Source organism: Microcystis wesenbergii NRERC-220 (assembly GCF_032027425.1).
GTDB classification, from domain to species: domain Bacteria; phylum Cyanobacteriota; class Cyanobacteriia; order Cyanobacteriales; family Microcystaceae; genus Microcystis; species Microcystis wesenbergii_A.
Window position 1 is genome coordinate 226,142 of sequence record NZ_JAVSJA010000001.1, and the last position, 26,319, is coordinate 252,460.

Here is a 26,319-nt window from a genome sequence, read left to right on the forward strand (position 1 = left end):
TTAGTGGAAGTCCTCGATTTACATCATCAAATTATTCAACAGTCCCAAGGAGCTATGGGTATTCGTGACCTAGGTTCTTTAGAGTCTGCTATTGCTCAACCACGCATGACATTTGGCGGGCAGTATCTTTATCCGACAATTGTTGATAAAGCTTCAGCTTTGGGATTTTCAATTGTGATGAATCACCCATTTCTTGATGGCAACAAGCGCACTGGTCATGGGGCAATGGAAACATTTCTGGTGTTGAATGGACTGGAGATTAATGCTTTTGTAGATGAGCAAGAACGAGTCATTTTAGCTTTAGCCTCTGGTGAATTAGAACGTGTTGCCTTTACCAATTGGTTACGGCAAAACGTTGGAGCAAGCTAACACCGTGTTGGATTCGACCTTACCAAAGTGATTTATAAAAGCCAAAGTTTGGCGGCTGCCGCTCAACTTAGAATGGGATGATGAGGTAAACGCTTTTTTGGCAAATTGTCCCCAATTAAGAGAAGACTTGAGACATTTTCAGTGTTGCTGATTTTTACTTGATGGCTAAGTACCTAAGCAAAATTAATTACACATATCTAAACACCTCTTGCCTCTTGCAAGAGTGCATGAGTGCCTATCTTCACTAGGAAATTAATTTTGCACGACTACTTACCAGCAAAAGATAGCCACCAGCAATTGTATCAATTTGTAAAAGATGGTTGACGTTTGTGCCAATCGGTGGCCTGTTCGTAGGCGTGGGCGACGTGAAATAATTGATCTTCGCGCAGCACATTACCCACTAATTGTAAACCAATCGGCAAACCTTGCCCATCAAAACCGCAGGGAAGACTTAACCCGGGTAAACCGGCTAAATTGACGGGAATAGTCATTAAATCCGATAAATACATACTCAGAGGGTCCGCCGTTTTTTCCCCAGCTTTAAAAGCTGTGGTCGGTGAAGTGGGAGAAACTAACACATCTACCGATTGAAAAGCTCGATCGAAATCCTCTTTGATCAAAGTCCTCACCTTTTGCGCTTTCAGGTAATAAGCATCATAATAACCCGCCGAGAGGGTATAGGTTCCCAACATAATCCGGCGCTTGACTTCCGCACCAAAACCCTTGGCGCGAGTCTTGGTGTACATATCAATCAAACTATCGGCATCTTCCCGAATACCGTATTTAACCCCATCGTAACGGGCTAAATTCGCTGATGCTTCCGAGGGGGCGATAATGTAGTAGGTGGGCAATCCGTAACGGAAACGGGGACAGGAAATCTCTTTAATCGTGGCACCCAGGGCCTTTAACTGCGCTAAAGCTTGATTAACTGCCTCGGCAACGACCTGATCCAAACCTTCCCCGAAAGTTTCCTTAATTACGCCAATTTTTAGCCCTTTTAAACTGGTTTTCAGGAATTGGCTATAGTCGGGAATCGGCAGATTGAGACTGGTAGAATCTTGGGGATCGTAACCTGCGATCGCTTGTAATAAAATCGCCGCATCTTCCACAGTACGACCAAAGGGACCGATCTGATCGAGAGAAGAAGCGTAAGCCACCAAACCAAAGCGAGAAACCAAGCCATAGGTCGGTTTTAGCCCGACCACGCCACAAAATGAAGCCGGTTGACGAATTGACCCCCCGGTATCCGATCCTAGGGCCACCACGCATTCTTGAGCGGCCACAGCCGCAGCCGAACCCCCCGAAGATCCCCCCGGCACCCGGGATAAGTCCCAAGGATTAGCAGTAACGTGATAACCGGAGTTTTCGGTGGAACTCCCCATGGCAAACTCGTCTAAATTGGTTTTACCGACGATAACTGCCCCTAAATCTCGTAATTTTTGGGTAACGGTGGACTCGTAGGGGGGGACAAAATTCTCTAAAATCCGGGAAGCGCAGGTGGTGGGGATACCCTTGGTGCAGAGATTATCTTTTAATGCGATGGGAATACCTGCTAACAGATGCAGAGACTCACCCCTGGCGATTTTATCGTCCACTTTTTGGGCTTGTGCGAGGGCTAAATCCGGGGTTAAATGGAGAAAGCTTTTTACTTGTGGTTCGATCGCTTGAATACGAGCGAGAAATTCTGTGGCGATTTCGACGGCTGTTTTTTCTTTATTAACGAGTTGTTGATGCAGTTGACGAATCGAAGTCATGTTCAGTTACCGGTTACAACCACCGTCAGGAGCAAGCAACAACCCCGGACAGCAAAGACCATTTTAGCGTCAGTTTGGCCGTCGGTCAGCTAATCCCCTAAAATTAAAGGAAAGCCTCGCAGGAAAACTAGAGTTATGACTTTTAATATCCGACAATTAGATAATTTAGACTACACACCTTGATCGAGTTGGCTATCTCTATCAAGGTTATGCCCTTAGTACCATGACTAAGGCAGATGTGCAAATCTTAATGGAGAAGATTTTACCGCTCTCGATCGAGTTTGCCGACTAGACTCTAGTGACCTCTCCAGTTAAACTATAGTAGTCAATAGTTATAAAGTTTTAAACGATCACCTATTGTCAGCCTTTTTAACCGGTCACTTTATTACCCACCTATGTTAGACAGTTTCTCCCCCCAAACCTCTAGCCTCGTCCTCGCTTCGGTGGCGGACTATTTCAAAGTCCTGTCGGAAGTCAGTCGCCTACAGATTCTCAGTTGCTTGCAATTAGGCGCGATGAATGGTAAAGAAATCGCCGAAGCTACCGGACTAGGTCAGGCCAATCTCTCCAAACACCTGAAAGCTTTAACCCAAGCGGGAATTATCTCGCGGCAACCCCAAGGAGTCAGCGTTTACTATCAAATTACCGACCCCGTGATCTATGATCTCTGTCAGGTGGTTTGCGATCGCATTAGTCAGCAAATGCGTCAACGGGCCCGAGAATTCGAGAGTCTGCCAGCTTTCCATCTCCCCAAATAAAAATTACCAAACCCTTGACATTTTGCCTCAATTATGATAAAGAAAAAAAAATTCCATGCTCCTAGAAGAACTTTGTCAACGCTATCGGGAGGGAGAAAGAGATTTTCGGGGGATTAATTTGCGGGAAGGCGACTTAACTAATATTGTCCTCCCAGGAGTCGATTTTTGCCGTGCAGATCTGCGACAGGCCCGGTTAGGAAAGATACGCCTTTCGCGATCGCTGCTGAGAGAAGCGGATTTAAGTGAGGCGATTCTCTGGGGAGCAGATTTAAGTCAAGTGGACTTTTATCGAGCTTGTTTACGCGATGCAGACCTAAGCGGAGCTAATCTGATCGAAGCCAATTTAGAAGCCGCTTATTTAACCAAAGCCGTCTTAAACGGGGTTAATCTCAACAGTGCTAATCTCCAGCAGGCCGTGTTAATCGATGCGGATTTTCGCTCCACTTCCGACCAACGCACGGACTTGGGCAAAACTAACTTTTGCGGAGCCGATCTCAACTATGCCAATCTGAGCGGCTCCCTGTTATATCGAGCTAATTTCGCCGATTGCCGACTTTGCCGGGTTAATTTTCGTGCTAGTCCCGAAAGAGATGGATTTATTACCGATCTCACCGGGGCCAGTTTCCGGGGTGCGGATCTCAGTTATGCCGATTTGCGCGGGGCAGTTTTAGAAGATGTGGACTTGACTGATGCGGATTTAACTGGGACTTTGTTTTAACTTAGGCAATGAATAACGGGAAAAAGTTCTCATTTTCCACCTCAGGAAAATATCTTAATCGATCGGAGATTCAATTATTCCCAAAAACTTGCCGGTTGGGCTTGATAACTCAATCAGCCAGAGCTTTTGGCTGTAAATTAAATGGTGCTATAATTCAATTATACTGATTCTCGCCTCTGTCAGGCACAATTAAACCTTTGCTAGTCGGCTTTTCAGAATCGAGAATTTGACTGATGTTAACGGGAAACTCTAGACTGTAACCAAAGATTAAACAAAAATGCTCACTAAAGAAAGTATCCAGGAATTAAAAATAACTAATCCCGACTTTCTCGGCGAAATATTATCCCAAACGGAGGATAGTAAAAATCTGGTATTTATCTTAGAAAATCTCGGACAAATCCCCGATAATTTTAATCAAAATATCCTCATGAATCTCGCTCAACACTCCCAAGAGCAGATCAGATTTTTGGCAATTAAAAATCTGGCTAAACTAGCGGATATAAATTTACTTAATTTTTTCTTTGAGCTTGCGGTTAATGATCCAGAATCTTTAGTAAGAAGAGAAGCGGTATCGGCAATTGGTCGTCTGAGGAATGGGGAAACTATTCCCTTTTTACTCCAATTTTTAACCGACAAAGACCCGAAAATTATCTTACAGGCAATTCGAGGTTTATTGGTTTTTAAAAACAATGATATAGTCAAACAATCTCTAATTAAATTAGCAGATCATCCCAATGAAATTATTCAATCAGTTATCAGAAAAGCTTTCACCAATAAAAAATCTTCTCCCGATCAACTACCCCATCCCTTATCCCCAGAATTTATGAAAAATGTCGTGGTTAATAGCGATGTGCGAGAAGTATTTCCCTATATTCCTGATCAATCTATTCATCTAACTTTTACTTCCCCCCCCTACTACAACGCTCGCGACTACTCCATTTATACCAGTTATCAAGCTTACCTAGATTTTCTCTGTCAAGTCTTCCAAGAAACCCATCGAATTACTAAAGAAGGTCGCTTTTTAGTTGTCAATACTTCCCCGATTATTATCCCTCGTACCAGTCGCGCCCATGCTAGTAAACGGTATCCAATATCTTTTGATCTACACTATTATTTAGTTAATCATGGTTGGGAATTTATCGATGATATTATCTGGTTAAAGCCAGAAAGTAGTGTCAAAAACCGCAATGGAGGCTTTTTACAACAGCGTAAACCATTAGCTTATAAACCTAATGCTGTCACCGAATATTTAATAATTTATCGGAAAGAAACCGATAAACTGCTTGATTGGAATATGAAACAATACGATCAAGATATTATAGAGGAAAGCAAGGTTTGTGGAGATTATGAAAGTTCTAACGTTTGGCGAATTGATCCGACTTTTGATAAAATTCATACAGCAGTATTTCCTATAGAATTATGTAATCGGGTGATTAAATTCTATTCCTATAAAGGCGATTTAGTCTTCGATCCCTTTGGTGGTAGTGGCACTGTAGGAAGGGCCGCTAGAAATTTAGGTAGATATTTTTTCTTAACAGAACAGGAATCTACCTATGTGGATAGAATGAAGATAGATTTGGGTCAGCCAATGCTTTTTGAACCCAAACTAACCAAATTTTTATCTTTAGCAGAATTCTCACAATTGAGTCAGGAACAAGAAGATGATAACAATCACTGATAGTGTAATTCAGCGAATTATTCGTAAGTTCATTTTGTTAAGGATTATTAAGATGCGCTTACCCTGCGAAAATTCCTTGACTATCGCCCCCATCTAAGGTACTGTGCAATAGTCCTATGGTTAGATAATAAATCGGAATGATCAACTTCAAATACTCATTAACTCTAATAACAGCTACTGCCATTGGTTTAAGCTTGGGAGTTGTTGAAACCGCACAAGCGAGTTTGCTCGTCAATGTAACGGGAACTGCCGGCAGTGGACAGACGATTTGGGTGTTTTCTGGATCTTCTACAGCTTCTTCTAATGGTGTATTTGGCCTTACTCCAGGCGATTCCCCCGAGGAGTGGCGTAATGTTGGCGACTACGTTGCCGATACTTTACTTAATGCAATATCCATCTCCCCTAGTTCTGGAAGTGCCAGCATCACCAATAGTCAGGAGACTCGATCTATCAGTTTGATCGGGATAGATTATGATGGCAATAGTAGTAGTAGTAATAATGATGATTTTGGAATCGGGGTTGCCAACCAGCCCCTTAATATCATTACTGGAGATCTGGTTAGTTGGACAGGGACTTTGCTCCTTCCTCTCGACATTACCCAATTTAAGTTGGGGACCTATGGTCCAGCACAAGGTGGTGCGATCGGTGGTTTGACTGATATACAGCTAACCTTCAAATCTGTTCCTGAATCGACCGGTATTATTGGGTTATTGGTTGCAGGTACATTTGGTCTGGCTTTGTGTCGCCGTAAAGTTTAATCGGGTGTTGCCTCTTTTTGATGGCAGTTGCAATTGAAAAAGAGACGCTCTAAAAAACGTCTCTTTTTAATCAGATAATTGAGAGTCGATTTATTTAAAACCGACGGATGCTTGCCAAACAAAGGCCAGCAAGAGGAAAAATAGGGGAATCAGGGGCAACACATCGACTAGGGGGTCGAAAATTTGGTATGCTTCCGGCAATTTGGCGAACAAAAGTGCAGTTTCCATCTCTCTATCTACCTTGACAAGAAAATTTTTCAACGTTTCCTGAAATTTTATCACGTTGGGGTAACATCTACGGCATCCTCAAGCCAAGGGGCAAAATCTTGGGCAAAAGTCCCCCCTAGGATAGATTGACGAATTTCGCGGGTAAATCTGATTAATTCGGCGATATTGTGCAGAGATAAGAGAATATAACCCAACATTTCCCCCGATTTAATTAAATGATTCAGATAGGCACGGCTAAACTGTTGACAGGTGTAGCAGGGACAAGTATCGTCTAAAGGGGCGAAATCCTGCTTAAAACGGGCATTTTTTAGGTTCCAACGCTCTCCCCGCACCAAAGCCGTGCCATGGCGACCAAAACGGGTGGGAATGACGCAATCAAAGAGATCTATGCCACTAGCGATCGCCTTGGCCATTTCTCGATAGGTTCCCACTCCCATCAGGTAACGGGGTTTATTTTCGGGGAGTAAAGGGGCAGTTATCTGGACAATGCGATGAATTAGGCTCGTTTCTTCCCCCACACTCACGCCCCCGATAGCATAACCGGGTAAATCGAGTTTTACTAAAGATTCCGCCGCCGCTGCCCGTAAATCCTCATAAATTCCCCCTTGGACTATGGCGAATAAAGCCTGTTGTTGGGGTCGTTGATGGGCCCTCAGACAGCGCTCTAACCAGCGATAGGTGCGTTCTATGGATGCTTTCATGGTCTCATGACTGACTCCCGTGGGGGGACATTCATCGAAGGCCATAATCACATCGGCACCGAGGGCATTTTGAATCTGAATCGATTTTTCCGGCGTAATTTCGATTATTCTACCGTCCCGGGGCGATCGAAAGGTGACTCCCGATTCTTTAATTTGCCGGAGTTGACTAAGGCTAAACACCTGAAATCCACCCGAATCTGTTAATATTGGCTGATTCCATGCCATAAACTCGTGTAAACCTCCCGCTTTCTCGATAATACTTTCTCCTGGCTGCAGATGCAGGTGATAGGTATTAGCGAGAATCATTTGCGCCCCCGTGCTGGCAATTTGAGCAGGGGTCAAACCTTTCACCGTGGCCAAAGTTCCCACGGGCATAAAACGGGGCGTTTCTACCGGTCCGTGGGGAGTATGCCAAACCCCAACCCGCGCACCAGTTCGGGGACACTGGGCGATTAATTCAAAGGAAAATCCCACTGTTTCAGTTATCAGTTATCAGTTATCAGTTATCAGCTTCTGAAGGCAAGAGGCAAGAGGCAAGAGGCAAAAGACAGAATCTGGCAATTCTCCTACCGAAAAATCGTCCCTTGTTATCAGTAACCAGTATTTTTTCTCGCTGCCTAAAAGGGGCAATCGTTGTCGTCTTCGTCTTCAAACTGCACATCCCACTTAGCAGAAAGTACCTGAGTAACCATGGCTTCGAGGGTATCAGCATTGAGACGGGCTTTCATATCCGGGTCTTGCAGTGGATTACTCAGGGGAATCAGCCGTAATTGGCGATTGTCTTGGATCAGATCAAAATAGGTTTCACCGTCGGGAGAGCGAGTTAAACGCAGATAATCGAAGCTATAGGTATTGAGATAAAGACTGTAGTTAGCAACTAGGGTGCTTTGCTGATAATCGGCGAAAACTTCCACTATCCATCCCTCCCCTTCACTCTGAATCACCCCTTCGAGGCTGTGGATGTAGCGAACTCGTCCGAGATCATAGAGGAGACGACGCATATCTTCTTTAGCGATGACCACGCCAGAATCAATAATACAGGGGGCGGGCAGGGGCTGTGAGGGTGGATGATAGTTCATAGGGATTGCCAGTAAAAAAATTTCCGTTAATAACCCACCGGGGGGGGGTCCACCGATTCCTGTTGCAATTTTTTTCGGGTTACGTCTCGATCTTAACCCAATCCGTTAGAACTTTTCACTGTTACTTAAGATTAATAACGATGAGCGATGATTAATTTCTGCTTAACGCGATGTGCAACTATATTTTTAGTCTTGATTTACAAGGCTTTCAGAAATTAGCAGAGATAAAGTATCCTCTGGAACCCTGATTCTGTCGTTTTTAGTTGCACATCGCGTTGCTTACTAAATATTTACCTAAAATGTCGGCCTTTCATCCCTCGGTTTTACCGAGGGATGAAAGGCCGACCAGTATAGAACAGCAAAGCACAGCTAAAAACAAGTCTGATCTATAGTTGACAATTTAATTTTAGTATGCTAGGGTGGTTTGCGATCGTTGAGTCGATAACGCAAAATGTTTATTTTAGAGTACAAGCTTAGAGGAAAACCATCTCAATATCAAGCCATTGATGAGGCTATTCGGACAGTTCAGTTTGTTCGGAATAAATGTCTTAGATATTGACAAGAAAATAGGAGTGTAGGACAAAAAGATATTTATCGATATACAACTCAATTAAGAGATGAATATTCTTTCGTCAAAGAGCTTAACTCTACGGCTTGTCAACAGGCTTGCGAACGGACTTGGACTGCTATTCTTCGGTTTTATAACAACTGTAAGAACAAAATTGCTGGTAAGAAAGGTTATCCTAAATACTCTAAACGTACTCATTCTGTTGAGTTGAAAAAGTCAGGTGGGAAACTTAATCGAGATACTAAGAGAATAACTTTCACCGATGGGAAAAACATTGGAGAGTTAAAACTAATTGGTAGTCGAGACTTATTCTATTTCCAAGAATGGCAAATTCAACGGGTGAGAATAGTTAAACGGGCTGATGGATATTATTGCCAGCTAATGCTAAAACTCGATATTAGAGATATAACCCCACCATTAGAACCGACAAAACAATGTGTAGGGCTAGATATGGGATTAAAATATCTTTATGCTGACAGTAACGGTAATACAATAGAGCCTCCTAAGTATTATCGAAAAGCAGAGAAGCGTCTTAATAAACTGAATAGAAGAAAGTCTAAAAAGTTTAAGAGAGGACAAAAGCAGTCTAATAACTACAAAAAAGCTAGACAAAAGTACGCTAAGGGACATTTAAAAGTAAGTAGGCAACGAGAAGAGTTTGCTAAAAAATTGGCACTCCGTTTAATTCAGTCAAACGACTTGATAGCCCAGGTCGATTTAAAAGTCAAGAACCTTGTGCAGAATCAAAAACTAGCCAAGAGTATAAATGATGCTGGTTGGTCACAATTGAGAAAATGGATTGAGTATTTTGGCATTAAATACGGCAGATTAACTATTGCAGTTAATCCAGCTTATACAAGTCAAGAATGCTTTAATTGTGGTCGGTTAATCCAAAAGTCTCTATCAGTTAGAACTCATGTTTGTTTATGTGGGTATGTAGAAGATAGAGACAAGATGGCGGCATTGAATATACTCAAAAAAGCTACGATAGGGCATATCGGAAGCTGGCACCTCGACTTGCGCTCGGTGAGCCTAGTCGAACCGAACGCTTGGGGAGATTTAAGCTCTATCTTGGTTGGTAGTAATACGGATCGAGTGAGCCTCGCCGAACTCCTGCCAAGACAACTTAAGTTAATGAACCAAGAATCCCTCGCATGAGCGCGACGGGAGTGTCCAAAAAATCTGGGTAGACAGGGCCTACCCAATCATAATTATTTACTGGGGAGGGTTGGAAGCGGAAGGACTGCGATCGATCACCTGATCGATTAAGCCATAGTCTAGAGCCTCTTCCGCGGACATAAAGAAATCCCTCTCCGTATCCTCGGCGATGAGGTCGAGAGGTTTACCCGTATGACTAGCTAGGTGTTGATTGAGTAATTGTTTGAGATAGAGAATTTCTTTGGCCTGAATTTCAATATCGGTGGCCTGACCTTGGGCACCGCCGAGGGGTTGGTGAATCATGATCCGCGAGTTGGGTAGGCTCATTCTTTTGCCCGGTTTGCCGGCACTGAGGAGAAAAGCCCCCATACTGGCAGCTAAACCAATACAAATGGTGCTGACATCGGGACGGATTTGATTCATGGTGTCAAAAATCCCTAATCCGGCCGAAACGGAACCCCCGGGGGAGTTGATATACAAGTAAATATCTTTTTCAGGGTCTTCTGCTTCTAGAAAGAGTAATTGGGCGACGATTAGGTTAGCTAGGTCGCTGGTTACTTCTTGTCCCAAAAAGACGATTCTTTCCCGGAGTAGTCGGGAGTAGATATCGAAGGCGCGTTCGCCCCGGCCTGTGGTTTCAATAACGGTAGGAATCATTGCGCTTTCTTGTCTTGCTGCTGCGGTTAGTTTTTTGATTGTAACCTAGGGAATGGGGGATAGGGATTAGGGGAATTATGAATTATGAATTATGAATTATGAATTATGAATTGGGGGGTGGGGAGAATAAATAAAAATAATCTCCCCACCCCTGGCTCCTGACCCTTGATGGCTAACGGCTAAAAATAATCTTCTCGATGGCATCTAGGGCGGTTTCTAGGTCATCGTTGACGATTTGATCGGGGAATTCCCCGCTGGCGGCCAATTCTTCTCGGGCGCGTTCCAGACGACGGGCGATCGCAGTTTCGGCATCTTTGCCCCGGCCGCGCAAACGACGTTCTAATTCCTCGAAACTGGGGGGTAGGATAAAGATTCTCCTCGCTTCGGGGAAGCTTTGACAGACCTGTCTGGCTCCCTCTAATTCGATTTCTAGAATTACGGTCTGGCCTGTTGCTAATTGAGCGGCGATCGCTGATTGGGGTGTCCCATAATAATTGCCCGCGTATTCGGCCGATTCTAGAAATTCTCCGGCTGCCATTTTCTCCTCGAAACTGGGACGGTCGAGAAAATAGTAGTCTTCCCCCTCAATTTCACCCGGTCGAGGTGGACGCGTAGTAGCGGATACGGACAGGTAGAGGTTAGGGAAACGAGTTAGTAAATGCCGGACTAGCGTACCCTTGCCCACACCGCTAGGGCCGGTAATGACGATTAATTGACCGGGTTGCATGGGGTTAATAACTTAGTTGCTACTATTAACAGGGGCTTCTTTGTTGACCACGAAACGGTGAGCCACGGTTTCCGGTTGAATGGCCGACAGCACCACATGACTAGAATCGGTGATGATCACCGCACGAGTCCGTCTTCCGTATGTAGCATCGATTAAACAGCCTTTATCCCGAGCATCACTGATGATGCGTTTGATAGGAGCCGATTCTGGGCTAACGATGGCGATAACCCGATTAGCGGAAACAATATTACCGAAGCCAATGTTGATCAGTTGTATATCCATAAGTTAACAAAGCTGTAGTCCTTTGTACAAAAGAGTGTGGAGGTATGATTACAATGTTATCGAGAAAGATTTAGCCTTACAACGCTAAAAATAACATTCTTAATCACATTTTAGTATTTTTTCAGGTTTTTTGCGATTTTAATTAAATTTGTTTACACGGGTCTCTATCTTAAGGAGTAAATAGTCCAAAAGTCGGGAAAATTAGGGAATTAGGGGGTGTGGGGTGTGGGGTGATGGGGTGATGGGGGGGTGGGGTGATGGGGTGATGGGGTGATGGGGTGTGGGGTGTAGGGTGTGGGGTGTAGGGTGTAGGGTGTAGGGTGATGGGAGCTTTTTTCAGTGATCAGTTATCAGTGATCAGATGTGAGTTTTCAGTTCACTGATTACTGTTTACTGTTTACTGATCACTGATCACTGTTAAGAATGTCCCCAGCAATGGCATGATAATTATGGTAACTAATAAGTATTCTCTATCCTTGGTGGGTGCGTCAGACTATGGGTTTTGCTGATCTATCGATCGCTGATATTGCGGCAGAGTACGATCTGGCCGATGAATCTGTGTTGTCACTTTGCGACCAATTAGGCATCTCCTATAAAGATCGGCAGACTAATCTCGCCCTAGAAGATGCTAAAGCAATTATCTCACTGATTTTATCCCAACGCTCAGGAGTAACCGCCTCGAAAACGGAAACGTCCCCTTGACTTTATTCCCCACTGCGATCTTCTCGGTGTCCGTGATCACTTAGAATCGATCGACACCCTCCCAGAGGAGAAAATTTTTTAGTCACCTTAAAATTCCCTTTCTTGGAACAATTGCGAGTAGGAGAACAATGATCAAACGTTTGATTGTGGCAGCGATCGCTGTAGTCTTTTTTGTATTACAATTCAATCTTAACGGCGCTAGTGCCTTAGAACTCAATGAAAAAACCCTCACCATCACCCTCAATGACGCAGGGGAATCGGTGACTTTGACTTCTGAACAAGCGACGGAAGGACAGAAACTTTTTGTCGCCAATTGTACTAAGTGTCACCTGCAAGGTAAAACCAAAACTAATAATAACGTCAGTTTGGGTCTGGGTGATCTGGCAAAAGCGGAACCTCCCAGAGATAATCTGTTAGCATTGATTGATTATCTAGAACATCCCACCAGTTACGATGGTGAAGATGATCTAAGCGAATTTCATCCCAATGTTAGCCGTCCCGATATCTTCCCAGAATTACGCAATCTGACCGAAGATGATGTGTATAACGTCGCCGCTTATATGTTGGTTGCTCCCCGTCTAGACGAGCGCTGGGGTGGTACAATTTACTTCTAAATTGCCCTCCATATATCCCTCGATCCCTCTAGATTTCTAGGGGGATTTTTGATTAGACAGCAAATAGTTGTAAAAATTCTTTGAGTTCATTTAATACCTCATGCTCAAAGTTCCAAATGTCTTTTTTGGTTAAAGCATGGGATAAATTACAATATTTCTTAGCCGCTCTTTTTTCATTCTGTGATGGTGTATCTTCCCTGATATAGTTTTGAATCCACAATTTATCAATTTTTTTACGATTTATATCAATATTTTTTTGTGCAAGACAGGATCGCCAAGCTTCTACACAATCAGCATGGGGAGAATCTTGGGTTTTAATTTCTCTCAACACTGTCTCTAGTTCCCCCTGTTCATTAACATGAAGAAAATGACAACCTATTTGAGTATTCGTAGAAGCATTTAATTGAAATAGCTTTTGGGTATCATCTATCCTGGCTGCTTCTCTAAAAACTCTTTGAATACATTGACTAACCACAGCAAGTCTTTCTTGTCTGGTTTGTTCGTCTAAATCTAAAACAATACCTATCTTTTGAATATCATCTTTGAGCAGGGTGTTATTAAGTCGTTTCAGTCGTTGTTCAAGGCTACGATAATTTTCTCGTTCTATTCCGTCTAGAATATAAAATTCAACAATAGTTATCGTTAAATGATTCGATTCATTAATATGCTCAATAATAGCTCGTAAAAAAGCCGCATCATCTTGACTTTCAACAATTATTACATTAGCCACGATTCTACTCACCTCTGATTCGATCATTATGCTTGAGAGCGTAATCTAAGATATCTAATTCACTTTTAATACCGATAATTTTATCAGTTCTGGGACTCCTTGCTAGTTCAAAATAGGCCCCCTGTTCTGGATAATATTCTAACCCCACATCGGCAAAAGCTTGGATCATCTCTAAACTATGGGTTGTGGCAAAAATTTGGCTATCTAGTTCGATAGCTAATCGGAATAAAGTTTTCCAAAGGTCTCGGTAAGCAGTATAGTGAAGACCATTTTCTATTTCATCGACAAAAATAATTTTTTTAGGATTGAGTAGCAGAGTAATAATTATCTCTATCAGACGATTAATAGCTTCACCAAACAGAGATATGGGTAAGCGTTTTGTCTCTTTTCTTTTCAGATATAAATTTGGTTCGCCCAGAAAAAAACTTTCTATTTTTTTAATAGAAGGATCGAGAATTTGTAGAGCTTTTAGCACTTCTTCTTCCTGTTCATTAAAAACTATTTTGGTATAAGACTCGCTCAATTCTTCCAAAGATTTATTGACAGATGCGGCAATGATTACTGGTTGATCATCACCCGCATCAGGTAAAGCGAGTATTCCCTCAGAACTAGCAATTAAAAAATAGTTCAGTTGACTATCTTTTGAGTCATTCTCAGGGTCAAAACTTGTGTGAATATTTAAGATAGAAATAACTGATTTATTTTTAGCGATAAAATCATATAATTTTTGCCAATCTTCAGAGATGCCTAGAACAGTATCTTTAAGAGAATCGGAAATCGATATTTTTACCAATTTATCCCCTTGATTAGATTGGGAGCCTTTTAACTCAATAATATTTTCTCTATCAAGATTGAATAATAAATTATCCCAAGCATTTTTAGGAATAGCCCGAATAACTGCTAAAGATTCCTTGCGAATAATTCCTCTGATGTTATGAATAGTATTTGGATAGGGATAACTATACAAAAATATTGCCTCTAATAGGGCAGTTTTTCCTGAATTGTTTTTACCACCAATTAAATTAACTCGCTCAAAACCTTCAATTTTGGTATGCTCAAAACATCTAAAATTACTAATTTCAATATCCTTAATCATGTTGACCTCCTGGCTGAATAAGCATAAATTTAGGGGTAGGAATGAAGCTGGCGAGATGGGGATTTTTTTACTTAATTCTAGACGAGAATCGCCTCAAACTCTCAAAACGGTGACTATCCCCGACAGAAACTGCCGCCCTAAGAGATAATAGAGAGAGGGATTTATTTACATTTCTTCATCATGGCTAGAGACTTACGAGGATTTATTAAGCTTTTAGAAGATCGTGGCCAATTACGCCGCATTAGTGCATCGGTCTCTGCCGATTTAGAAATTGCCGAGATCGCTAATCGGATGCTACAGGTGGGGGGACCAGCCCTACTGTTTGAAAACGTGCAAGGGGCCGAGTTTCCCGTCGCTATTAACCTGATGGGAACGGTAGAACGCATCTGTTGGGCGATGAACCTGAATAAACCCGAAGAATTGGAAGATTTAGGCAAAAAACTCGCCCTCTTGCAACAACCGAAACCGCCGAAAAAACTCTCCCAAGCGATCGATTTTGGTAAAGTGTTGTTTGATGTCCTGAAAGCGAAACCCAACCGTAACTTTTTCCCTGCCTGTCAACAGGTGATTTTAGAAGGGGATGAGGTAGATTTAAAGAAAATTCCGATGATTCGCCCCTATCGGGGGGATGCAGGCCAGATTATCACCCTAGGGCTAGTAATTACTAAAGATTGCGAAACGGGAACCCCTAACGTCGGTGTCTATCGCTTACAGCTACAGTCTCACAATACAATGACCGTCCACTGGTTATCCGTGCGCGGTGGGGCGCGTCACCTGCGAAAAGCGGCGCAAATGGGCAAAAAATTAGAAATAGCCATCGCTTTAGGGGTCGATCCTCTGATTATCATGGCCGCCGCCACTCCTATCCCCGTAGATCTCTCAGAATGGCTGTTTGCGGGATTGTACGGCGGTTCTGGGGTACAGTTAGCCAAATGTAAAACCCTCGATTTGGAAGTGCCGGCCGACGCGGAAATCGTCCTGGAAGGAACAATTACTCCCGGAGAGGTATTGCCAGATGGACCTTTTGGTGATCACATGGGTTACTATGGCGGTGTGGAAGATTCACCCCTGATTCATTTCCACTGCATGACCCATCGTCGCGACCCCATTTATTTAACCACTTTTAGCGGTCGTCCTCCCAAGGAAGAAGCGATGATGGCGATCGCTCTTAATCGTATTTATACGCCGATTTTACGGCAACAGGTGTCGGAAATCAGGGATTTTTTCCTACCCATGGAAGCTTTAAGCTATAAAGCGGCGATTATCTCCATTGATAAAGCCTATCCAGGGCAAGCGCGACGAGCGGCCTTAGCTTTTTGGAGTGCCTTACCCCAGTTCACCTATACTAAATTTGTCATCGTCGTCGATAAGGAGATTAATATTCGCGACCCCCGGCAAGTGGTTTGGGCAATTAGTTCTAAAGTGGATCCGGTTCGCGATGTGTTTATTCTCCCGGAAACCCCCTTTGATAGCCTCGATTTTGCCAGCGAAAAGGTCGGTTTGGGGGGGAGAATGGGAATTGATGCCACCACTAAAATGTATCCCGAAACCGACCACGAATGGGGGGAACCGTTGGAGTCGGATCCGGCCATGGCGGTCAAGGTTTCCCAACGCTGGTTAGAATACGGTTTAATCGATATTAATTTACAAGAAGTAGATGCCAATAAGTTTGGCTACGAAATGTAGATTTAACCGACTAAATAGGGTCTGCTGAAAAAGTTTGTTGGTGGGGGCAGGGTGTGGCCCCCCCAACCCCCCCGACATCGGGGGGGTTGGGTGTAGGGTGTGGGGTTTTACCGATTTTGAGGTAGTCAGTTACCTAATTTTCAGGGAAAAAGCACCTGAATTTTCCCCCCGATCACTCCAATGGTCGGCACTTTTTGAGGGAAAAAAAGTCTAAAAGCCTTATCCAACAAGGTTTTTAGATTTATTCAGCAAGCCCTAAATAGTCAATAGCTTATCTTGTCCCTAAATCTCAAAAAAATCGGGCTAGAAATATCTTCTAACCCGATATTAGTGATTAATTTCTCGACTTAGTAAGCGTCCTGTAGTTCGTAGAATTCGGGAGAAACGTAATCTTTGCGTAGAGGCCAACCGACCCAATCTTCCGGCATTAAAATCCGTTTCAGGTGGGGATGTCCTTCATAAATAATGCCGAACATATCATAACTTTCTCGTTCTTGCCAGTCAGCTGCTTTCCAAATCCAGTAAACCGAGGCAACCCGGGGATTATCTCTGGGAAGAAAGACTTTTAAGCGCACTTCCACGGGACTATCGACATTATCGGTTACTTTGACCAGATGATAGAAACTAACTAATTCTTTACCCGGTCCCAAATCGTAAGCGCCCTGACATTGGAGATAATTAAAGCCATAAGCGAATAAAGCAGTGGCCAGAGGAATTAAAAATTCTGCTTCTACTTTAATCAATTCCACACCACTATGGTCAGCTTCTAAAGCTTGATGATCAAAACCATTTTCGCTTAACCAAATCGAAGTGGGGCCAGCTTGCACAATAGCTGTCGTTTCTTCAGTCATTTAGATTTCTTCCTTTTGTTTCGTGGTCAAAAGAGCGGGGGGAACAGGCATCCCGGGGGCTTCTAGTAACTCTTTCGGAGGGGCTTGACGGGTGGCCGATTGCAGATATTTACCCGTAAGAATCGGTTCCGTAGCCTGCATTTTATGGGTGGTGCTGTAATAACGATTGGTTTGCTGGAGGACAGTCCCGCGTTCTTGAATAGATTCGTTAGCGACTTTTTTCCGCAGTTTAATAATCGCGTCGATAATCGCTTCCGGACGGGGGGGACAACCGGGTATATAGACATCCACGGGGATAAGTTTATCTACCCCTCTAACTGCGGTGGTGGAGTCGCTGCTGAACATTCCCCCCGTAATCGTACAGGCACCCATGGCGATAACGTATTTAGGTTCCGGCATTTCTTCATACAGACGCACCAAAGCGGGGGCCATTTTCATGGTGATTGTACCGGCAGTGATGATTAAATCGGCTTGCCGGGGACTAGAACGGGGAACTAAACCAAAGCGATCGAAATCGAAACGGGAACCAATCAAGGCTGCGAACTCGATAAAACAGCAAGCTGTACCGTATAGCATCGGCCAAAGACTTGACAAACGCGCCCAGTTATACAGGTCATCAACGGTAGTAAGGATGACATTTTCCGATAAATCCTGGGTAACTTTCGTGCGTTCGATGGGATTAAGGATTTTTTCGCTTTGTTGTTCGATAATTTGCTTAAATTCGCTGGTAGGGTTGGGACTCATCGGGTTATCCTCTTATGAAAAGTCAAAAATAAGGAAAATTATGGCCGTTATGACCATTCTAAGGCTCCTTTCCGCCAAGCATAGACGAGAGCAACCACAAGGATAGCAATAAAGATCAGTGCTTCTACAAAAGCTAATAGGCCCAATTGATTGAAAGCTACTGCCCAAGGGTAGAGAAAGACGGTTTCCACGTCAAAAACCACGAAAACGAGGGCAAACATATAATAACGAATGTTAAACTGAATCCAAGCACCGCCGATCGGTTCCATCCCCGATTCATAAGTGGTGCGTCTTTCCGGACCACCACCACTAGGCCGCAGGACTTTGGAGGCAGTTAGGGATAGGATTGGTACTAAACTGCAAGCGAGCAGAAATCCTAGAAAATACTCGTAACCTTTGAGGACAAACACTGGGTTTTTTTTCTCCTTATTCGCTATCGACAGGGGAAGTTGTCGGCATCTCTATGGCTACTTATTATAGAGGCTTTAGCCACCCGTCTCCTTCTCAAAAGCAGCATTGAAGATGTTTATGCTTCGCTTCTGTCTGTGCTTTGCTCTTGCTCTGACGGGGTGACAAAGAAGCCTAAAATCCTGATGAGAAGCGAAGTGTAGCTAAATATTTACTGGACTCTGGAAATATTACCCGCTTTAATCCAACCTTCGCGACCATCGGACAGACGTACGCGCTGCCATTGGCCATCGCTGCTGGTTCCCACCACGCTGACTTTAGTATTATAATCCAGACCGCCGAGACGAGTCGATTGACTGGTAGGTTCAGCCCTTAGACTTAAACCGCTTTGCCATGTCACCCGCGCTTGATAACCCTCGGATGTGGTTTCTTTTTTTGTTGCCCCGGGACTGGGTTTCGGGGCAGCTTTTGGCGCTGGGGCACTGGGAGACTCTTTCACCGCAGCTTGGGATTGTTCTTGGACGGGAGTATTAGGGATGGGAGAAGGTTTGACGGCGGTTTTTTCCTCCTTAGTTTCCTCTTTTTTCTCCTCGGTAAAGACGGGTTTAGGAGGATTAGAATTCATGCCAGAGAGAAGCATATAGGCGACAGCAGTAGCCCCACCGACCAAAATCGCCACTCCCATGACAAAACCGAGCATAAATTGCAATAAACCAGATAAACGCTTCATATTGGTGCTAAATTAACTGTTAGGATTGACATTAAAACGATCATCGCGAGAGGCTAAACGAGCTTTACCGGACTTAGCCCAATCCTGTAGAAATTGAATCTGTTCTTGGGCAGTGCGGGCTAGGGGTATAATCTGACTAGCGGCCTCAAGCACATCATCGGTGCTAAAGTCGCGATTTTGACTAAACCCGATGTGCATCGCTTCCACGATGGTTTGTTCGATTTCTGCCCCCGAAAAATCGGGAGTTTCGTAGGCTAGTCGCTTTATATCATAACTTTTTAGATTATGGGGCCGGACTTTCCCCAAATGAACGCTAAAAATCTCCTCGCGGGACTTTTGGCTAGGTAGTCCGACAAAAAATATCTCATCGAAGCGTCCTTTTCGCAACATTTCTGGGGGCAAAGATTGGATGTTATTAGCTGTAGCGACGACAAAAACCGGCGATTGTTTCTCGGCTAACCAAGTGATAAAAGTCCCGAAAACCCGCCCGGTGGTTCCCCCGTCGCCTTTTCCATCCACTCCGGCGAAAGCTTTATCGATTTCGTCTATCCACAGCACACAGGGGGCTAAAGCTTCGGCGAGATTAATCATCTGACGGGTGCGCGATTCCGATTCTCCCACCAATCCGCCAAATAAACGCCCCACGTCTAGACGCAGTAGGGGTAAGTGCCAATGATGGGAAATAGCTTTCGCTGTCAGGGATTTACCCGTCCCTTGAATTCCCACCAATAGTAAACCCCGGGGATTGGGTAAACCGTAGGCGCGGGCGCGTTCACTAAAGGCACCACCGCGACGAATCAGCCAATCTTTGAGATTATCTAGGCCGCCGATGTCAGAAATCTGCTCTGTGGCGGGATAAAAGTCCAATATCTGGGTTTGACGAATTGATTGGCGTTTTTCTGCCAAAATTAATTCCACGTCCTCTGGCTCAATTTTGCCGTGACTGGCTAAACATTTGGCTAAAACCCGACGAATTCTCTCTAGGGATAATCCTTGGGCAGAAAGCACTAATTCATCGAGGAGTGGTTCTTTGACGGGTTGTCCGGTGGCAGCGATTAATCGCTGGATTTCCTGTTTAATTTCTTCGCCACTGGGGAGGGGAAAATCGACGACGGTGATTACTTCGGTTAGATCCGAGGGGATAGACAGTTCGGGAGCGACGATAATTAGGTTTTTGGGCTGAGATTTCAGAGAACGGGCGAGATTTCGCAATTTTCTGGCGATGGAAATATCTTCTAAAAAGCGCTGGAAATCGCGTAAAATTATGATCGCGGCGATGTTAGTCGGCAGCTTTTCGACGAATTCAAGAGCTTGGAGGGGATTACGCCGAGCAAAGTTCTCATTATTGGGATTATCTTGATAACCATCCACAAAATCCCAGACATAGACAGCACGGTTATGGCTCTGTTTGGCAATATCGGCGATCGCTTTTTCGAGACGTTCCTCTTCTAGGGTGGTAACATAGATGAGAGGATAGCGGGCCCGCAGCAGTAATTCAAATTCTTCACCAAAGCTCATAGCTATTCGTCTATAGTTTTTGCTATTTATATCGTCATCAGAAAATATAGCAGTTAGCCGTCTATTAGATATTTTAGTACAAATGCTCGGACTTCTTCTCCGCAGCTCCCTGTTCTGGTGTAGTCTTAACGAGTAATTGACCGCCTTTCTCCTAAAGATGAAGTGTAACCTAATTTTGATATCGACGGCCGGCGACCGACTCCCCCAAAGGAAAACTTCCTACCTCACCATTAGGATAACTGCTATGTATGAATAATATTATTGACCATGATCGTTTATTTAAGGAATTAATTTCGACTTTTTTTGTTGAATTTATTCAGTTGTTTTTTTCCGAGATTATTAATTATTTAGAGCCTAATCAGATCACATTTTTAGATAAAGAAGTCTTTACCGATGTCACGGAAGGAGAAAAGTATGAAAGTGATTTAGTCGCCCAAGTGCAATTTCGAGGATAATCATCATTTTTCTTAATTCATCTAGAAGCACAGTCTAGCTCTCAACCGGAATTTAATCGGCGAATGTTTACTTATTTCGCTCGTCTGCATCAAAAATTTGCCTTACCAGTTTATCCCATTGTCATATTCTCCTATGAGCGTCCGCAAAAAGAAGCAATTCGTCAATACAAAATTGAGTTTCCTGACTTAAAAGTGTTAGAATTTAACTATCAAGTTGTCCAGTTAAATCGCTTGCATTGGCGAGATTTTCTCAATCAAGCTAATCCCGTCGCCGCCGCTTTGATGGCCAAGATGAAAATTGCTGCTCGCGATAGAGCAAAAGTTAAGGCACAATGTCTAAGATTATTGGTAACATTAAGATTAGATGCTGCTAGAATGCAATTGATTTCAGGCTTTGTCGATACCTATCTCAATCTCAACTCGTCCGAGGAGATAGAATTTCAACAGGAGATTAGCACATTTATTCAACCCGAACAGGAGGGAGTTATGCAGATTACCACCAGTTGGATGCGCCGCGGTTTAGAACAGGGTTTAGAACAGGGTTTAGAACAGGGTTTAGAACGGGGTTTAGCAAGAGAAAGAAATCTAATTGTCCGTCTGATTAAACGTAAGTTAGGAGATATTGATGTGGATATAGAGAGTCGGATTATTACCTTGAATATTGATGATCTGGAACGAGTGGGGGAAGCTTTATTAGATTTTTCGACATGGGAGGATTTAACTAATTGGTTAAATGCTTTAGATGCTTAGTATTTTTCTCTTAAACTTCACAGAAGGCTATTTATGGGTATGAGTATAACTTTTGAAAATGCTATCGAACAAACTCAATATTTACTAAGTCAAATTGAGTTTTTAGATACCAATATAATCACTCAGAAATTTACTGAGTTAGTCTCGACAGAAAATGGAGCTAGGGGATTTTTTGTTACTTACTTAACCAGCGATTTATCCTATACGAAATATCCTAGTTTAGAAGTAATCACTGCTTTAAAAACTTCCCCGATATTGGTCAATGAATTATTAGTCAAAAATCTAGCTATGTCCACGGCAATGGTCATCTATCATCGCGGTCAAGGAGACGAAGAAAACGCCCAAGGTTCTGAGAAAGTCCAAGAAAAAACCTGTCAACTAATTAAACAGTTATTATCGCCGTCCTTAGGGGAAAAATTACAACAATTAGCCACCAGTTTAAACACAGGACAAGGAGAATATCAAGCCTTTCTAGAGCGCTGGGGATATGACGATTGCCAACGTCAGGCGATCGCAGAAATCATTCAACCTTTTCTCCACTAACTAGCTGATTTTTGGCCAAAGCCTTAGCCTGAAATAGGGACTGTTCAGCCCGATCAATTAACTCTTTTACCTCTTGTTTGGTGCTAAAATGGCCTAGTTTCAGCAAATCCCCAGCAAAGGCCTTAACCTGGGGGAGTTTTGGCATAGCTGGAACAAAATCAAGGCATTTAACCACTGTACTGGTATTTCCTAGTCAACTTTGGGCAGGAAAATCCCAAGCCGATGATGGGATTTGAACCCACGACCAATTGATTACGAATCAACTACTCTACCACTGAGCTACATCGGCACATTGCCAATTCCCGATTATATCACGGACAATAGATACACAGCTAGAAAAATTTTTTTATGAGCAAATCCCCTCGACTCGATCCCCAAAAATACGCCCGCTTGAAAGCGGAGGCGGCCAATCCCTACCGAGGACTGCGGCAGTTTATCTATCTCGGTTTAGGTGCTTCTGGTTTTATTGGTGCGGTGGTTTTTCTGGCCCAATTAGCGGCAGCAAGGGACGTAGCCACCGCCTTACCCAATTTTGCCCTACAAATCGGGGTGGTGGCCCTGATGATTTGGTTATTTCGTCGGGAAAAAAAAGCTGGCGGTTGAGGTAGTAGCGGCTGATAGCCAAAACGGTCTCTTTCCCCAGAGAATAAAAGTTAACATTAACTCCAATATTTCTGTGTTATGATCGGAGGGAGAGTCAAGATTGGTGTTCAAGTTCGTTTTCAGTATTAATTCGGTAAGTCTTTTACTTTAGTATTGTTCGGCTTCTCCCTGAATTTTGTGTCTCCACACCGTTTCGAGTATTGATCGAGGATTCAAGTATTATGTCTATTTTTGTTGGTAATCTCTCTTACGAGATTTCCCAAGAAGATCTGGTCGATGTCTTTGCAGAGTACGGCAAGGTTAAGAGGGTTCATATTCCCGTTGACAAAGAGACACAGCGCAAACGCGGTTTCGCCTTCGTGGAAATGGAAAGTAAAGCCCAGGAAGCCGCCGCAATTGAGGCACTAGATGGTGCTGACTGGATGGGGCGATCAATTAAAGTTAACGAAGCCCGCGAGCGTGAAGAGCGCGCACCCTTCAATGGTGGTGGTGGTGACAGAAAAAAACGCTATTAAGCTTTTTTTGTGAATAATTGTGGGAGGGTGGACAGGGTTCACCCTTTTTTTGTCCATAAGCTAAGACGCATCTTAACCGCCTATCCTTAGATTAGCCCACCCCCCCTTGCCTCTTGCAAGAGTGCCTCATCTCAACAAGCAATTTAAATGTGCGGGCAGCTTAATTACGATCGCCGTTTCGCTCAAAACCAATAGAAATCTAAATGTCTGAGTCTCTCTAAAAGGTAACAAGTAAACTATAAAGGATATCGTCATCAGGTATGATCGGCGATCAACTCCCGAATATATGGACAACAAAAACCGATGGAGACAACCTATATAGCTGATGGGCGCGAAGCGCTTCAATGCCCCACTTTAATTGAAGATGATCGCACGGGCATGAGTCCCGAAACCCTAAAACGGGCTTTTCTGGACAATCTGTTTTATTTGCAAGGGGTTAACCGCACTAATGCTAGTCCCTACAATTACTATGTCGCCCTTGCCTACACCGTTCGCGATCGCCTGCTGCGTCGTTTTCTGAAATCCACCGACACCTACAAACAAGAAAAAGTTAAACTCGTCTGCTATTTCTCCGCCGAATTTCTCATGGGGCGGTATTTAGGTAATAATCTGGCTAATTTGGGTATTTATGACCTAATCAAAGAGACGATCGAGGAATTAGGTCTTGATTTTGAGGAAATTATCGAACAGGAACCGGATCCCGGCCTCGGCAACGGCGGTTTAGGGCGTTTAGCGGCTTGTTTCCTCGATTCCCTCGCTTCCCTAGAAATTCCCGCCATCGGTTACGGGATCCGCTACGAATTTGGCATTTTCCATCAAATCATCCAAAACGGTTGGCAGGTGGAAATCCCCGATAACTGGCTACGCTTCGGCAATCCTTGGGAATTACCCCGTCCCGATGAAAGTGTGGAAGTAAAACTGGGGGGCCGGACGGAAATCTATCACGATGATAAGGGACAGGAACGGGTCCAATGGCTGCCGGAACGTCGGATTTTAGCCATTCCCCACGATACCCCCGTCCCGGGGTACAAAACCAACACGGTTAATGCTTTGCGTCTCTGGAAAGCAGAAGCGAGTGAATCGTTTAATTTTGAGGCTTTTAACGCCGGGTTATACGATCAATCCGTGGCTGAAAAAATGGACGCAGAAACCATTTCTAAAGTCCTTTATCCCAACGATAACACCCCCGCCGGTCGAGAATTACGTCTCGCCCAACAATACTTTTTTGTGGCCGCTTCCCTGCAAGATTTAATTCGCATTCACCTAAAAAGCCACAAAAATCTGCAAAACTTCCACGAAACCGCCGCTATTCAACTGAACGACACTCACCCCGCCATTGCGATCGCTGAGTTAATGCGTTTGTTAGTGGATGAAAACGGCTTAGAATGGTCAAAAGCTTGGACAATTACCCAAAAAACCTTCGCTTATACCAATCATACCCTATTGCCAGAAGCCCTAGAACGTTGGTCAGCGGCTCTACTCGGCAAACTGCTGCCCCGACATCTAGAAATTATCTATCTGATCAATCACTTTTTCCTCGAGGATGTGCGGACTTGGTTTCCCGATAACGAGGAATTATTGGGCAAATTGTCGATAGTTGAAGAAGCTGGTTGGGGTAATAAACAAATTCGCATGGCTAATTTAGCCTGTGTGGGTAGTCACTCGATTAACGGAGTCGCTGCCTTACACACAGAGTTACTGCAAAAAGACACCCTGAAAGAGTTTGCCATGCTCTGGCCGGAAAAATTCTACAATAAAACCAATGGTGTCACCCCGCGCCGGTGGATTTTATTGAGCAATCCCCAATTATCGGCACTATTTACCGAAAAAATCGGCGATGATTGGTTAAAAGACCTGAAGGAATTGCGAAAACTGGAACAATACCTTGATGATCCTGAATTCCGTCAGCGTTGGTATGAAATTAAACAGGCGAATAAGGCCGATTTAGCGGCTTATATGCTGAAAACCCGCAATATCGAGGTGGATGTTAATTCGATTTTCGATGTGCAGGTAAAACGGATTCACGAATACAAACGCCAACATCTGGCAGTTCTGCACATTATCGCCCTTTATAATCGCATTAAACAGAACCCCCACGTCGATATCGTGCCGCGCACTTTTATCTTTGGTGGTAAGGCAGCCCCCGGTTACTTTATGGCGAAGTTAATTATTAAGTTAACTAATGCTGTAGCTGAAATTGTTAATAAGGATCCCGATGTCAGAGGTCGTTTAAAAGTGGTTTTCCTGCCTAACTTTAACGTTTCTTTGGGTCAGCGCATCTATCCTTCGGCGGATCTTTCCGAACAGATTTCCACGGCGGGTAAGGAGGCTTCCGGAACTGGTAACATGAAGTTTGCCATGAATGGCTCCCTCACCATCGGAACTCTGGACGGCGCTAATATCGAAATTCGCGAGGAAGCAGGGGCAGAAAATTTCTTCCTTTTTGGCTTGACAGCAGAAGAAGTTTATGCTAAGAAGGCCCACGGTTATGAACCGATGAGCTATTACAAAAATAATCGCGAATTGAAGGGAGTGATCGATCGAATTAAAAGTGGTTATTTTAGCCATGGTGACACGGAATTATTCAGGCCGATCGTTGATTCGCTCCTCTACGATGACCAGTATATGCTTTTAGCTGATTATCAATCCTACGCTGATTGTCAAGAACAGGTAAGTCAAGCTTATCGCGATCGGGACAAGTGGACGCGGATGTCGATTCTCAACTCGGTTCGTATGGCGAAATTCTCTAGCGATCGCACAATCTGGGAATATTGTCAAGAGATTTGGAAAGTTAATCCGGTCAAGATTAGTTTAGAAGACTAAGAAGACGTTTCGGGGTGGGTTAATCTCCGCCCCAAATTTTTTTGGGTGAGAATTTACTTTTGTCAAAAATAATTACATATTCGCAACAAAATACACTTTTTTGAGCAAATCAATGT

The 26,319-nt window shown here is 43.8% G+C and carries 27 protein-coding genes, 1 tRNA gene and 3 pseudogenes; 15 read left to right on the plus strand and 16 right to left on the minus strand.

All coding sequences use genetic code 11. The features are described from left to right. Positions 1 to 3: 3 nt before the first annotated feature. Positions 4 to 369, plus strand: a complete 366-nt coding sequence (locus tag RAM70_RS01095) for a type II toxin-antitoxin system death-on-curing family toxin (protein WP_238567844.1) — start codon at positions 4 to 6, stop codon at positions 367 to 369. A gap of 302 nt (positions 370 to 671) precedes the next feature. Here the strand turns inward: RAM70_RS01095 and gatA are convergent, their stop codons facing one another. Beyond that, entirely contained in the window at positions 672 to 2,123 is a 1,452-nt protein-coding gene (gene gatA / locus RAM70_RS01100) for an Asp-tRNA(Asn)/Glu-tRNA(Gln) amidotransferase subunit GatA (protein ID WP_045360138.1), read from the minus strand. Between the two features lie 135 nt (positions 2,124 to 2,258). Between gatA and RAM70_RS23050 the strand changes: the two are divergent. The 5 genes and pseudogenes from RAM70_RS23050 to RAM70_RS01120 all read left to right on the plus strand — a co-directional run. Continuing rightward, positions 2,259 to 2,412: pseudogene (locus tag RAM70_RS23050) on the plus strand (DUF6398 domain-containing protein); the annotation flags it as partial. 106 nt (positions 2,413 to 2,518) lie between these two features. Beyond that, positions 2,519 to 2,881 (plus strand): ArsR/SmtB family transcription factor, encoded by a 363-nt coding sequence (locus tag RAM70_RS01105; RefSeq protein ID WP_002784230.1) that lies wholly within the window; start codon positions 2,519 to 2,521, stop codon positions 2,879 to 2,881. A 55-nt stretch (positions 2,882 to 2,936) separates the two neighbouring features. After that, entirely contained in the window at positions 2,937 to 3,599 is a 663-nt protein-coding gene (gene hetL / locus RAM70_RS01110) for a heterocyst differentiation pentapeptide repeat protein HetL (protein WP_045360136.1), read from the plus strand. Between the two features lie 277 nt (positions 3,600 to 3,876). Then, entirely contained in the window at positions 3,877 to 5,277 is a 1,401-nt protein-coding gene (locus RAM70_RS01115; protein ID WP_312671983.1) for a DNA methyltransferase, read from the plus strand. Positions 5,278 to 5,414: 137 nt separating this feature from the next. Then, a complete protein-coding gene (locus RAM70_RS01120; protein ID WP_045360133.1) occupies positions 5,415 to 6,035 on the plus strand; it encodes a PEP-CTERM sorting domain-containing protein in 621 nt (206 codons plus the stop codon). Between the two features lie 90 nt (positions 6,036 to 6,125). Here RAM70_RS01120 and RAM70_RS01125 read toward each other — a convergent pair whose 3' ends face one another. The 3 genes from RAM70_RS01125 to RAM70_RS01135 all read right to left on the minus strand — a co-directional run bounded on the left by RAM70_RS01125 (position 6,126) and on the right by RAM70_RS01135 (position 8,043). After that, positions 6,126 to 6,263: a photosystem II reaction center protein K gene (locus RAM70_RS01125; protein WP_002739211.1), complete on the minus strand. Its 138-nt coding sequence runs from the start codon at positions 6,261 to 6,263 to the stop codon at positions 6,126 to 6,128. A gap of 50 nt (positions 6,264 to 6,313) precedes the next feature. Continuing rightward, on the minus strand, positions 6,314 to 7,438 hold the full coding sequence (tgt, locus tag RAM70_RS01130; RefSeq protein WP_045360131.1) for a tRNA guanosine(34) transglycosylase Tgt: 1,125 nt from the start codon (positions 7,436 to 7,438) through the stop codon (positions 6,314 to 6,316). A 143-nt stretch (positions 7,439 to 7,581) separates the two neighbouring features. Continuing rightward, on the minus strand, positions 7,582 to 8,043 hold the full coding sequence (locus RAM70_RS01135) for a hypothetical protein (RefSeq protein ID WP_312671984.1): 462 nt from the start codon (positions 8,041 to 8,043) through the stop codon (positions 7,582 to 7,584). 451 nt (positions 8,044 to 8,494) lie between these two features. Between RAM70_RS01135 and RAM70_RS01140 the strand changes: the two are divergent. Further along, a pseudogene (locus tag RAM70_RS01140) lies at positions 8,495 to 9,769 on the plus strand (RNA-guided endonuclease InsQ/TnpB family protein). 57 nt (positions 9,770 to 9,826) lie between these two features. Here RAM70_RS01140 and clpP read toward each other — a convergent pair. From clpP to remA, 3 genes are all read right to left on the minus strand, one after another. Beyond that, positions 9,827 to 10,465 (minus strand): ATP-dependent Clp endopeptidase proteolytic subunit ClpP, encoded by a 639-nt coding sequence (clpP, locus tag RAM70_RS01145; protein WP_223210071.1) that lies wholly within the window; start codon positions 10,463 to 10,465, stop codon positions 9,827 to 9,829. Positions 10,466 to 10,598: 133 nt separating this feature from the next. Beyond that, the gene (gene gmk / locus RAM70_RS01150; protein WP_045360127.1) at positions 10,599 to 11,153 is read right to left on the minus strand and encodes a guanylate kinase; all 555 of its coding nucleotides are present in this window, start codon (positions 11,151 to 11,153) and stop codon (positions 10,599 to 10,601) included. A gap of 12 nt (positions 11,154 to 11,165) precedes the next feature. Beyond that, a complete protein-coding gene (gene remA, locus RAM70_RS01155) occupies positions 11,166 to 11,435 on the minus strand; it encodes an extracellular matrix/biofilm regulator RemA (RefSeq protein WP_002737924.1) in 270 nt (89 codons plus the stop codon). 495 nt (positions 11,436 to 11,930) lie between these two features. Here remA and RAM70_RS01160 point away from each other — a divergent pair, with 495 nt between their 5' ends. Together RAM70_RS01160 and psbV are read left to right on the plus strand one after the other, a co-directional pair. Continuing rightward, positions 11,931 to 12,137: a hypothetical protein gene (locus tag RAM70_RS01160; protein ID WP_002735525.1), complete on the plus strand. Its 207-nt coding sequence runs from the start codon at positions 11,931 to 11,933 to the stop codon at positions 12,135 to 12,137. A gap of 128 nt (positions 12,138 to 12,265) precedes the next feature. Further along, the gene (gene psbV / locus RAM70_RS01165) at positions 12,266 to 12,751 is read left to right on the plus strand and encodes a photosystem II cytochrome c-550 (RefSeq protein WP_002785283.1); all 486 of its coding nucleotides are present in this window, start codon (positions 12,266 to 12,268) and stop codon (positions 12,749 to 12,751) included. A gap of 52 nt (positions 12,752 to 12,803) precedes the next feature. Here psbV and RAM70_RS01170 read toward each other — a convergent pair whose 3' ends face one another. Then, positions 12,804 to 13,508: a DUF3226 domain-containing protein gene (locus RAM70_RS01170; protein WP_312671985.1), complete on the minus strand. Its 705-nt coding sequence runs from the start codon at positions 13,506 to 13,508 to the stop codon at positions 12,804 to 12,806. Further along, the gene (locus RAM70_RS01175; RefSeq protein ID WP_190380459.1) at positions 13,486 to 14,577 is read right to left on the minus strand and encodes an AAA family ATPase; all 1,092 of its coding nucleotides are present in this window, start codon (positions 14,575 to 14,577) and stop codon (positions 13,486 to 13,488) included. The genes RAM70_RS01170 and RAM70_RS01175 overlap by 23 nt, the downstream gene beginning before the upstream one ends. 180 nt (positions 14,578 to 14,757) lie before the next feature. Between RAM70_RS01175 and RAM70_RS01180 the strand changes: the two genes are divergently transcribed. Further along, complete coding sequence (locus RAM70_RS01180; RefSeq protein ID WP_312671986.1) at positions 14,758 to 16,263, plus strand: UbiD family decarboxylase; 1,506 nt, start codon at positions 14,758 to 14,760, stop codon at positions 16,261 to 16,263. Positions 16,264 to 16,610: 347 nt separating this feature from the next. Here RAM70_RS01180 and RAM70_RS01185 read toward each other — a convergent pair whose 3' ends face one another. From RAM70_RS01185 to RAM70_RS01205, 5 genes are all read right to left on the minus strand, one after another. After that, on the minus strand, positions 16,611 to 17,114 hold the full coding sequence (locus RAM70_RS01185) for an NAD(P)H-quinone oxidoreductase subunit J (RefSeq protein WP_002738424.1): 504 nt from the start codon (positions 17,112 to 17,114) through the stop codon (positions 16,611 to 16,613). Continuing rightward, the gene (ndhK, locus tag RAM70_RS01190; protein WP_312671987.1) at positions 17,115 to 17,858 is read right to left on the minus strand and encodes a photosynthetic/respiratory NAD(P)H-quinone oxidoreductase subunit K; all 744 of its coding nucleotides are present in this window, start codon (positions 17,856 to 17,858) and stop codon (positions 17,115 to 17,117) included. It lies immediately after the preceding gene. Between the two features lie 47 nt (positions 17,859 to 17,905). After that, positions 17,906 to 18,268: a photosynthetic/respiratory NAD(P)H-quinone oxidoreductase subunit C gene (ndhC, locus tag RAM70_RS01195; protein WP_002739390.1), complete on the minus strand. Its 363-nt coding sequence runs from the start codon at positions 18,266 to 18,268 to the stop codon at positions 17,906 to 17,908. A gap of 209 nt (positions 18,269 to 18,477) precedes the next feature. Continuing rightward, the gene (locus RAM70_RS01200) at positions 18,478 to 18,996 is read right to left on the minus strand and encodes an SH3 domain-containing protein (RefSeq protein WP_190380457.1); all 519 of its coding nucleotides are present in this window, start codon (positions 18,994 to 18,996) and stop codon (positions 18,478 to 18,480) included. Positions 18,997 to 19,008: 12 nt separating this feature from the next. Continuing rightward, on the minus strand, positions 19,009 to 20,514 hold the full coding sequence (locus tag RAM70_RS01205) for a Ycf46 family AAA ATPase (RefSeq protein WP_312671988.1): 1,506 nt from the start codon (positions 20,512 to 20,514) through the stop codon (positions 19,009 to 19,011). A 248-nt stretch (positions 20,515 to 20,762) separates the two neighbouring features. Here RAM70_RS01205 and RAM70_RS01210 point away from each other — a divergent pair. Next, positions 20,763 to 21,719, plus strand: a pseudogene (locus RAM70_RS01210) (Rpn family recombination-promoting nuclease/putative transposase). A gap of 39 nt (positions 21,720 to 21,758) precedes the next feature. Then, positions 21,759 to 22,262, plus strand: coding sequence for a sll1618 family protein (locus RAM70_RS01215; RefSeq protein ID WP_190380455.1), 504 nt, complete (start codon positions 21,759 to 21,761; stop codon positions 22,260 to 22,262). Here RAM70_RS01215 and RAM70_RS01220 read toward each other — a convergent pair. Beyond that, positions 22,240 to 22,407 carry a hypothetical protein gene (locus tag RAM70_RS01220; RefSeq protein ID WP_190380454.1) on the minus strand — a complete coding sequence of 56 codons (168 nt, stop codon included), beginning with the start codon at positions 22,405 to 22,407 and terminating at the stop codon, positions 22,240 to 22,242. The two genes, RAM70_RS01215 and RAM70_RS01220, sit on opposite strands and share 23 nt — an antisense overlap. 72 nt (positions 22,408 to 22,479) lie before the next feature. Beyond that, positions 22,480 to 22,551 (minus strand) — tRNA-Thr (locus tag RAM70_RS01225). Between the two features lie 59 nt (positions 22,552 to 22,610). Between RAM70_RS01225 and RAM70_RS01230 the strand changes: the two genes are divergently transcribed. From RAM70_RS01230 to RAM70_RS01240, 3 genes are all read left to right on the plus strand, one after another. Further along, on the plus strand, positions 22,611 to 22,865 hold the full coding sequence (locus tag RAM70_RS01230; protein ID WP_008198594.1) for a DUF3493 domain-containing protein: 255 nt from the start codon (positions 22,611 to 22,613) through the stop codon (positions 22,863 to 22,865). A 221-nt stretch (positions 22,866 to 23,086) separates the two neighbouring features. Then, positions 23,087 to 23,380 (plus strand): RNA-binding regulator, encoded by a 294-nt coding sequence (rbp, locus tag RAM70_RS01235; RefSeq protein WP_045360113.1) that lies wholly within the window; start codon positions 23,087 to 23,089, stop codon positions 23,378 to 23,380. A gap of 303 nt (positions 23,381 to 23,683) precedes the next feature. Further along, complete coding sequence (locus tag RAM70_RS01240) at positions 23,684 to 26,203, plus strand: glycogen/starch/alpha-glucan phosphorylase (protein ID WP_045360111.1); 2,520 nt, start codon at positions 23,684 to 23,686, stop codon at positions 26,201 to 26,203. The last annotated feature ends 116 nt before the right edge of the window (positions 26,204 to 26,319 follow it).

Coding starts and splice junctions, on each gene's coding strand:
- gatA (WP_045360138.1), bottom strand. CDS start 2,123: ATGACTTCGATTCGTCAACTGCATCAACAACTCGTTAATAAAGAAAAA.
- RAM70_RS01105 (WP_002784230.1), top strand. CDS start 2,519: ATGTTAGACAGTTTCTCCCCCCAAACCTCTAGCCTCGTCCTCGCTTCG.
- hetL (WP_045360136.1), top strand. CDS start 2,937: ATGCTCCTAGAAGAACTTTGTCAACGCTATCGGGAGGGAGAAAGAGAT.
- RAM70_RS01115 (WP_312671983.1), top strand. CDS start 3,877: ATGCTCACTAAAGAAAGTATCCAGGAATTAAAAATAACTAATCCCGAC.
- RAM70_RS01120 (WP_045360133.1), top strand. CDS start 5,415: ATGATCAACTTCAAATACTCATTAACTCTAATAACAGCTACTGCCATT.
- RAM70_RS01125 (WP_002739211.1), bottom strand. CDS start 6,263: ATGGAAACTGCACTTTTGTTCGCCAAATTGCCGGAAGCATACCAAATT.
- RAM70_RS01135 (WP_312671984.1), bottom strand. CDS start 8,043: ATGAACTATCATCCACCCTCACAGCCCCTGCCCGCCCCCTGTATTATT.
- gmk (WP_045360127.1), bottom strand. CDS start 11,153: ATGCAACCCGGTCAATTAATCGTCATTACCGGCCCTAGCGGTGTGGGC.
- remA (WP_002737924.1), bottom strand. CDS start 11,435: ATGGATATACAACTGATCAACATTGGCTTCGGTAATATTGTTTCCGCT.
- RAM70_RS01160 (WP_002735525.1), top strand. CDS start 11,931: ATGGGTTTTGCTGATCTATCGATCGCTGATATTGCGGCAGAGTACGAT.
- psbV (WP_002785283.1), top strand. CDS start 12,266: ATGATCAAACGTTTGATTGTGGCAGCGATCGCTGTAGTCTTTTTTGTA.
- RAM70_RS01170 (WP_312671985.1), bottom strand. CDS start 13,508: ATGATCGAATCAGAGGTGAGTAGAATCGTGGCTAATGTAATAATTGTT.
- RAM70_RS01175 (WP_190380459.1), bottom strand. CDS start 14,577: ATGATTAAGGATATTGAAATTAGTAATTTTAGATGTTTTGAGCATACC.
- RAM70_RS01180 (WP_312671986.1), top strand. CDS start 14,758: ATGGCTAGAGACTTACGAGGATTTATTAAGCTTTTAGAAGATCGTGGC.
- RAM70_RS01185 (WP_002738424.1), bottom strand. CDS start 17,114: ATGACTGAAGAAACGACAGCTATTGTGCAAGCTGGCCCCACTTCGATT.
- ndhK (WP_312671987.1), bottom strand. CDS start 17,858: ATGAGTCCCAACCCTACCAGCGAATTTAAGCAAATTATCGAACAACAA.
- RAM70_RS01200 (WP_190380457.1), bottom strand. CDS start 18,996: ATGAAGCGTTTATCTGGTTTATTGCAATTTATGCTCGGTTTTGTCATG.
- RAM70_RS01205 (WP_312671988.1), bottom strand. CDS start 20,514: ATGAGCTTTGGTGAAGAATTTGAATTACTGCTGCGGGCCCGCTATCCT.
- RAM70_RS01215 (WP_190380455.1), top strand. CDS start 21,759: ATGAGTATAACTTTTGAAAATGCTATCGAACAAACTCAATATTTACTA.
- RAM70_RS01220 (WP_190380454.1), bottom strand. CDS start 22,407: ATGCCAAAACTCCCCCAGGTTAAGGCCTTTGCTGGGGATTTGCTGAAA.
- RAM70_RS01230 (WP_008198594.1), top strand. CDS start 22,611: ATGAGCAAATCCCCTCGACTCGATCCCCAAAAATACGCCCGCTTGAAA.
- rbp (WP_045360113.1), top strand. CDS start 23,087: ATGTCTATTTTTGTTGGTAATCTCTCTTACGAGATTTCCCAAGAAGAT.
- RAM70_RS01240 (WP_045360111.1), top strand. CDS start 23,684: ATGGAGACAACCTATATAGCTGATGGGCGCGAAGCGCTTCAATGCCCC.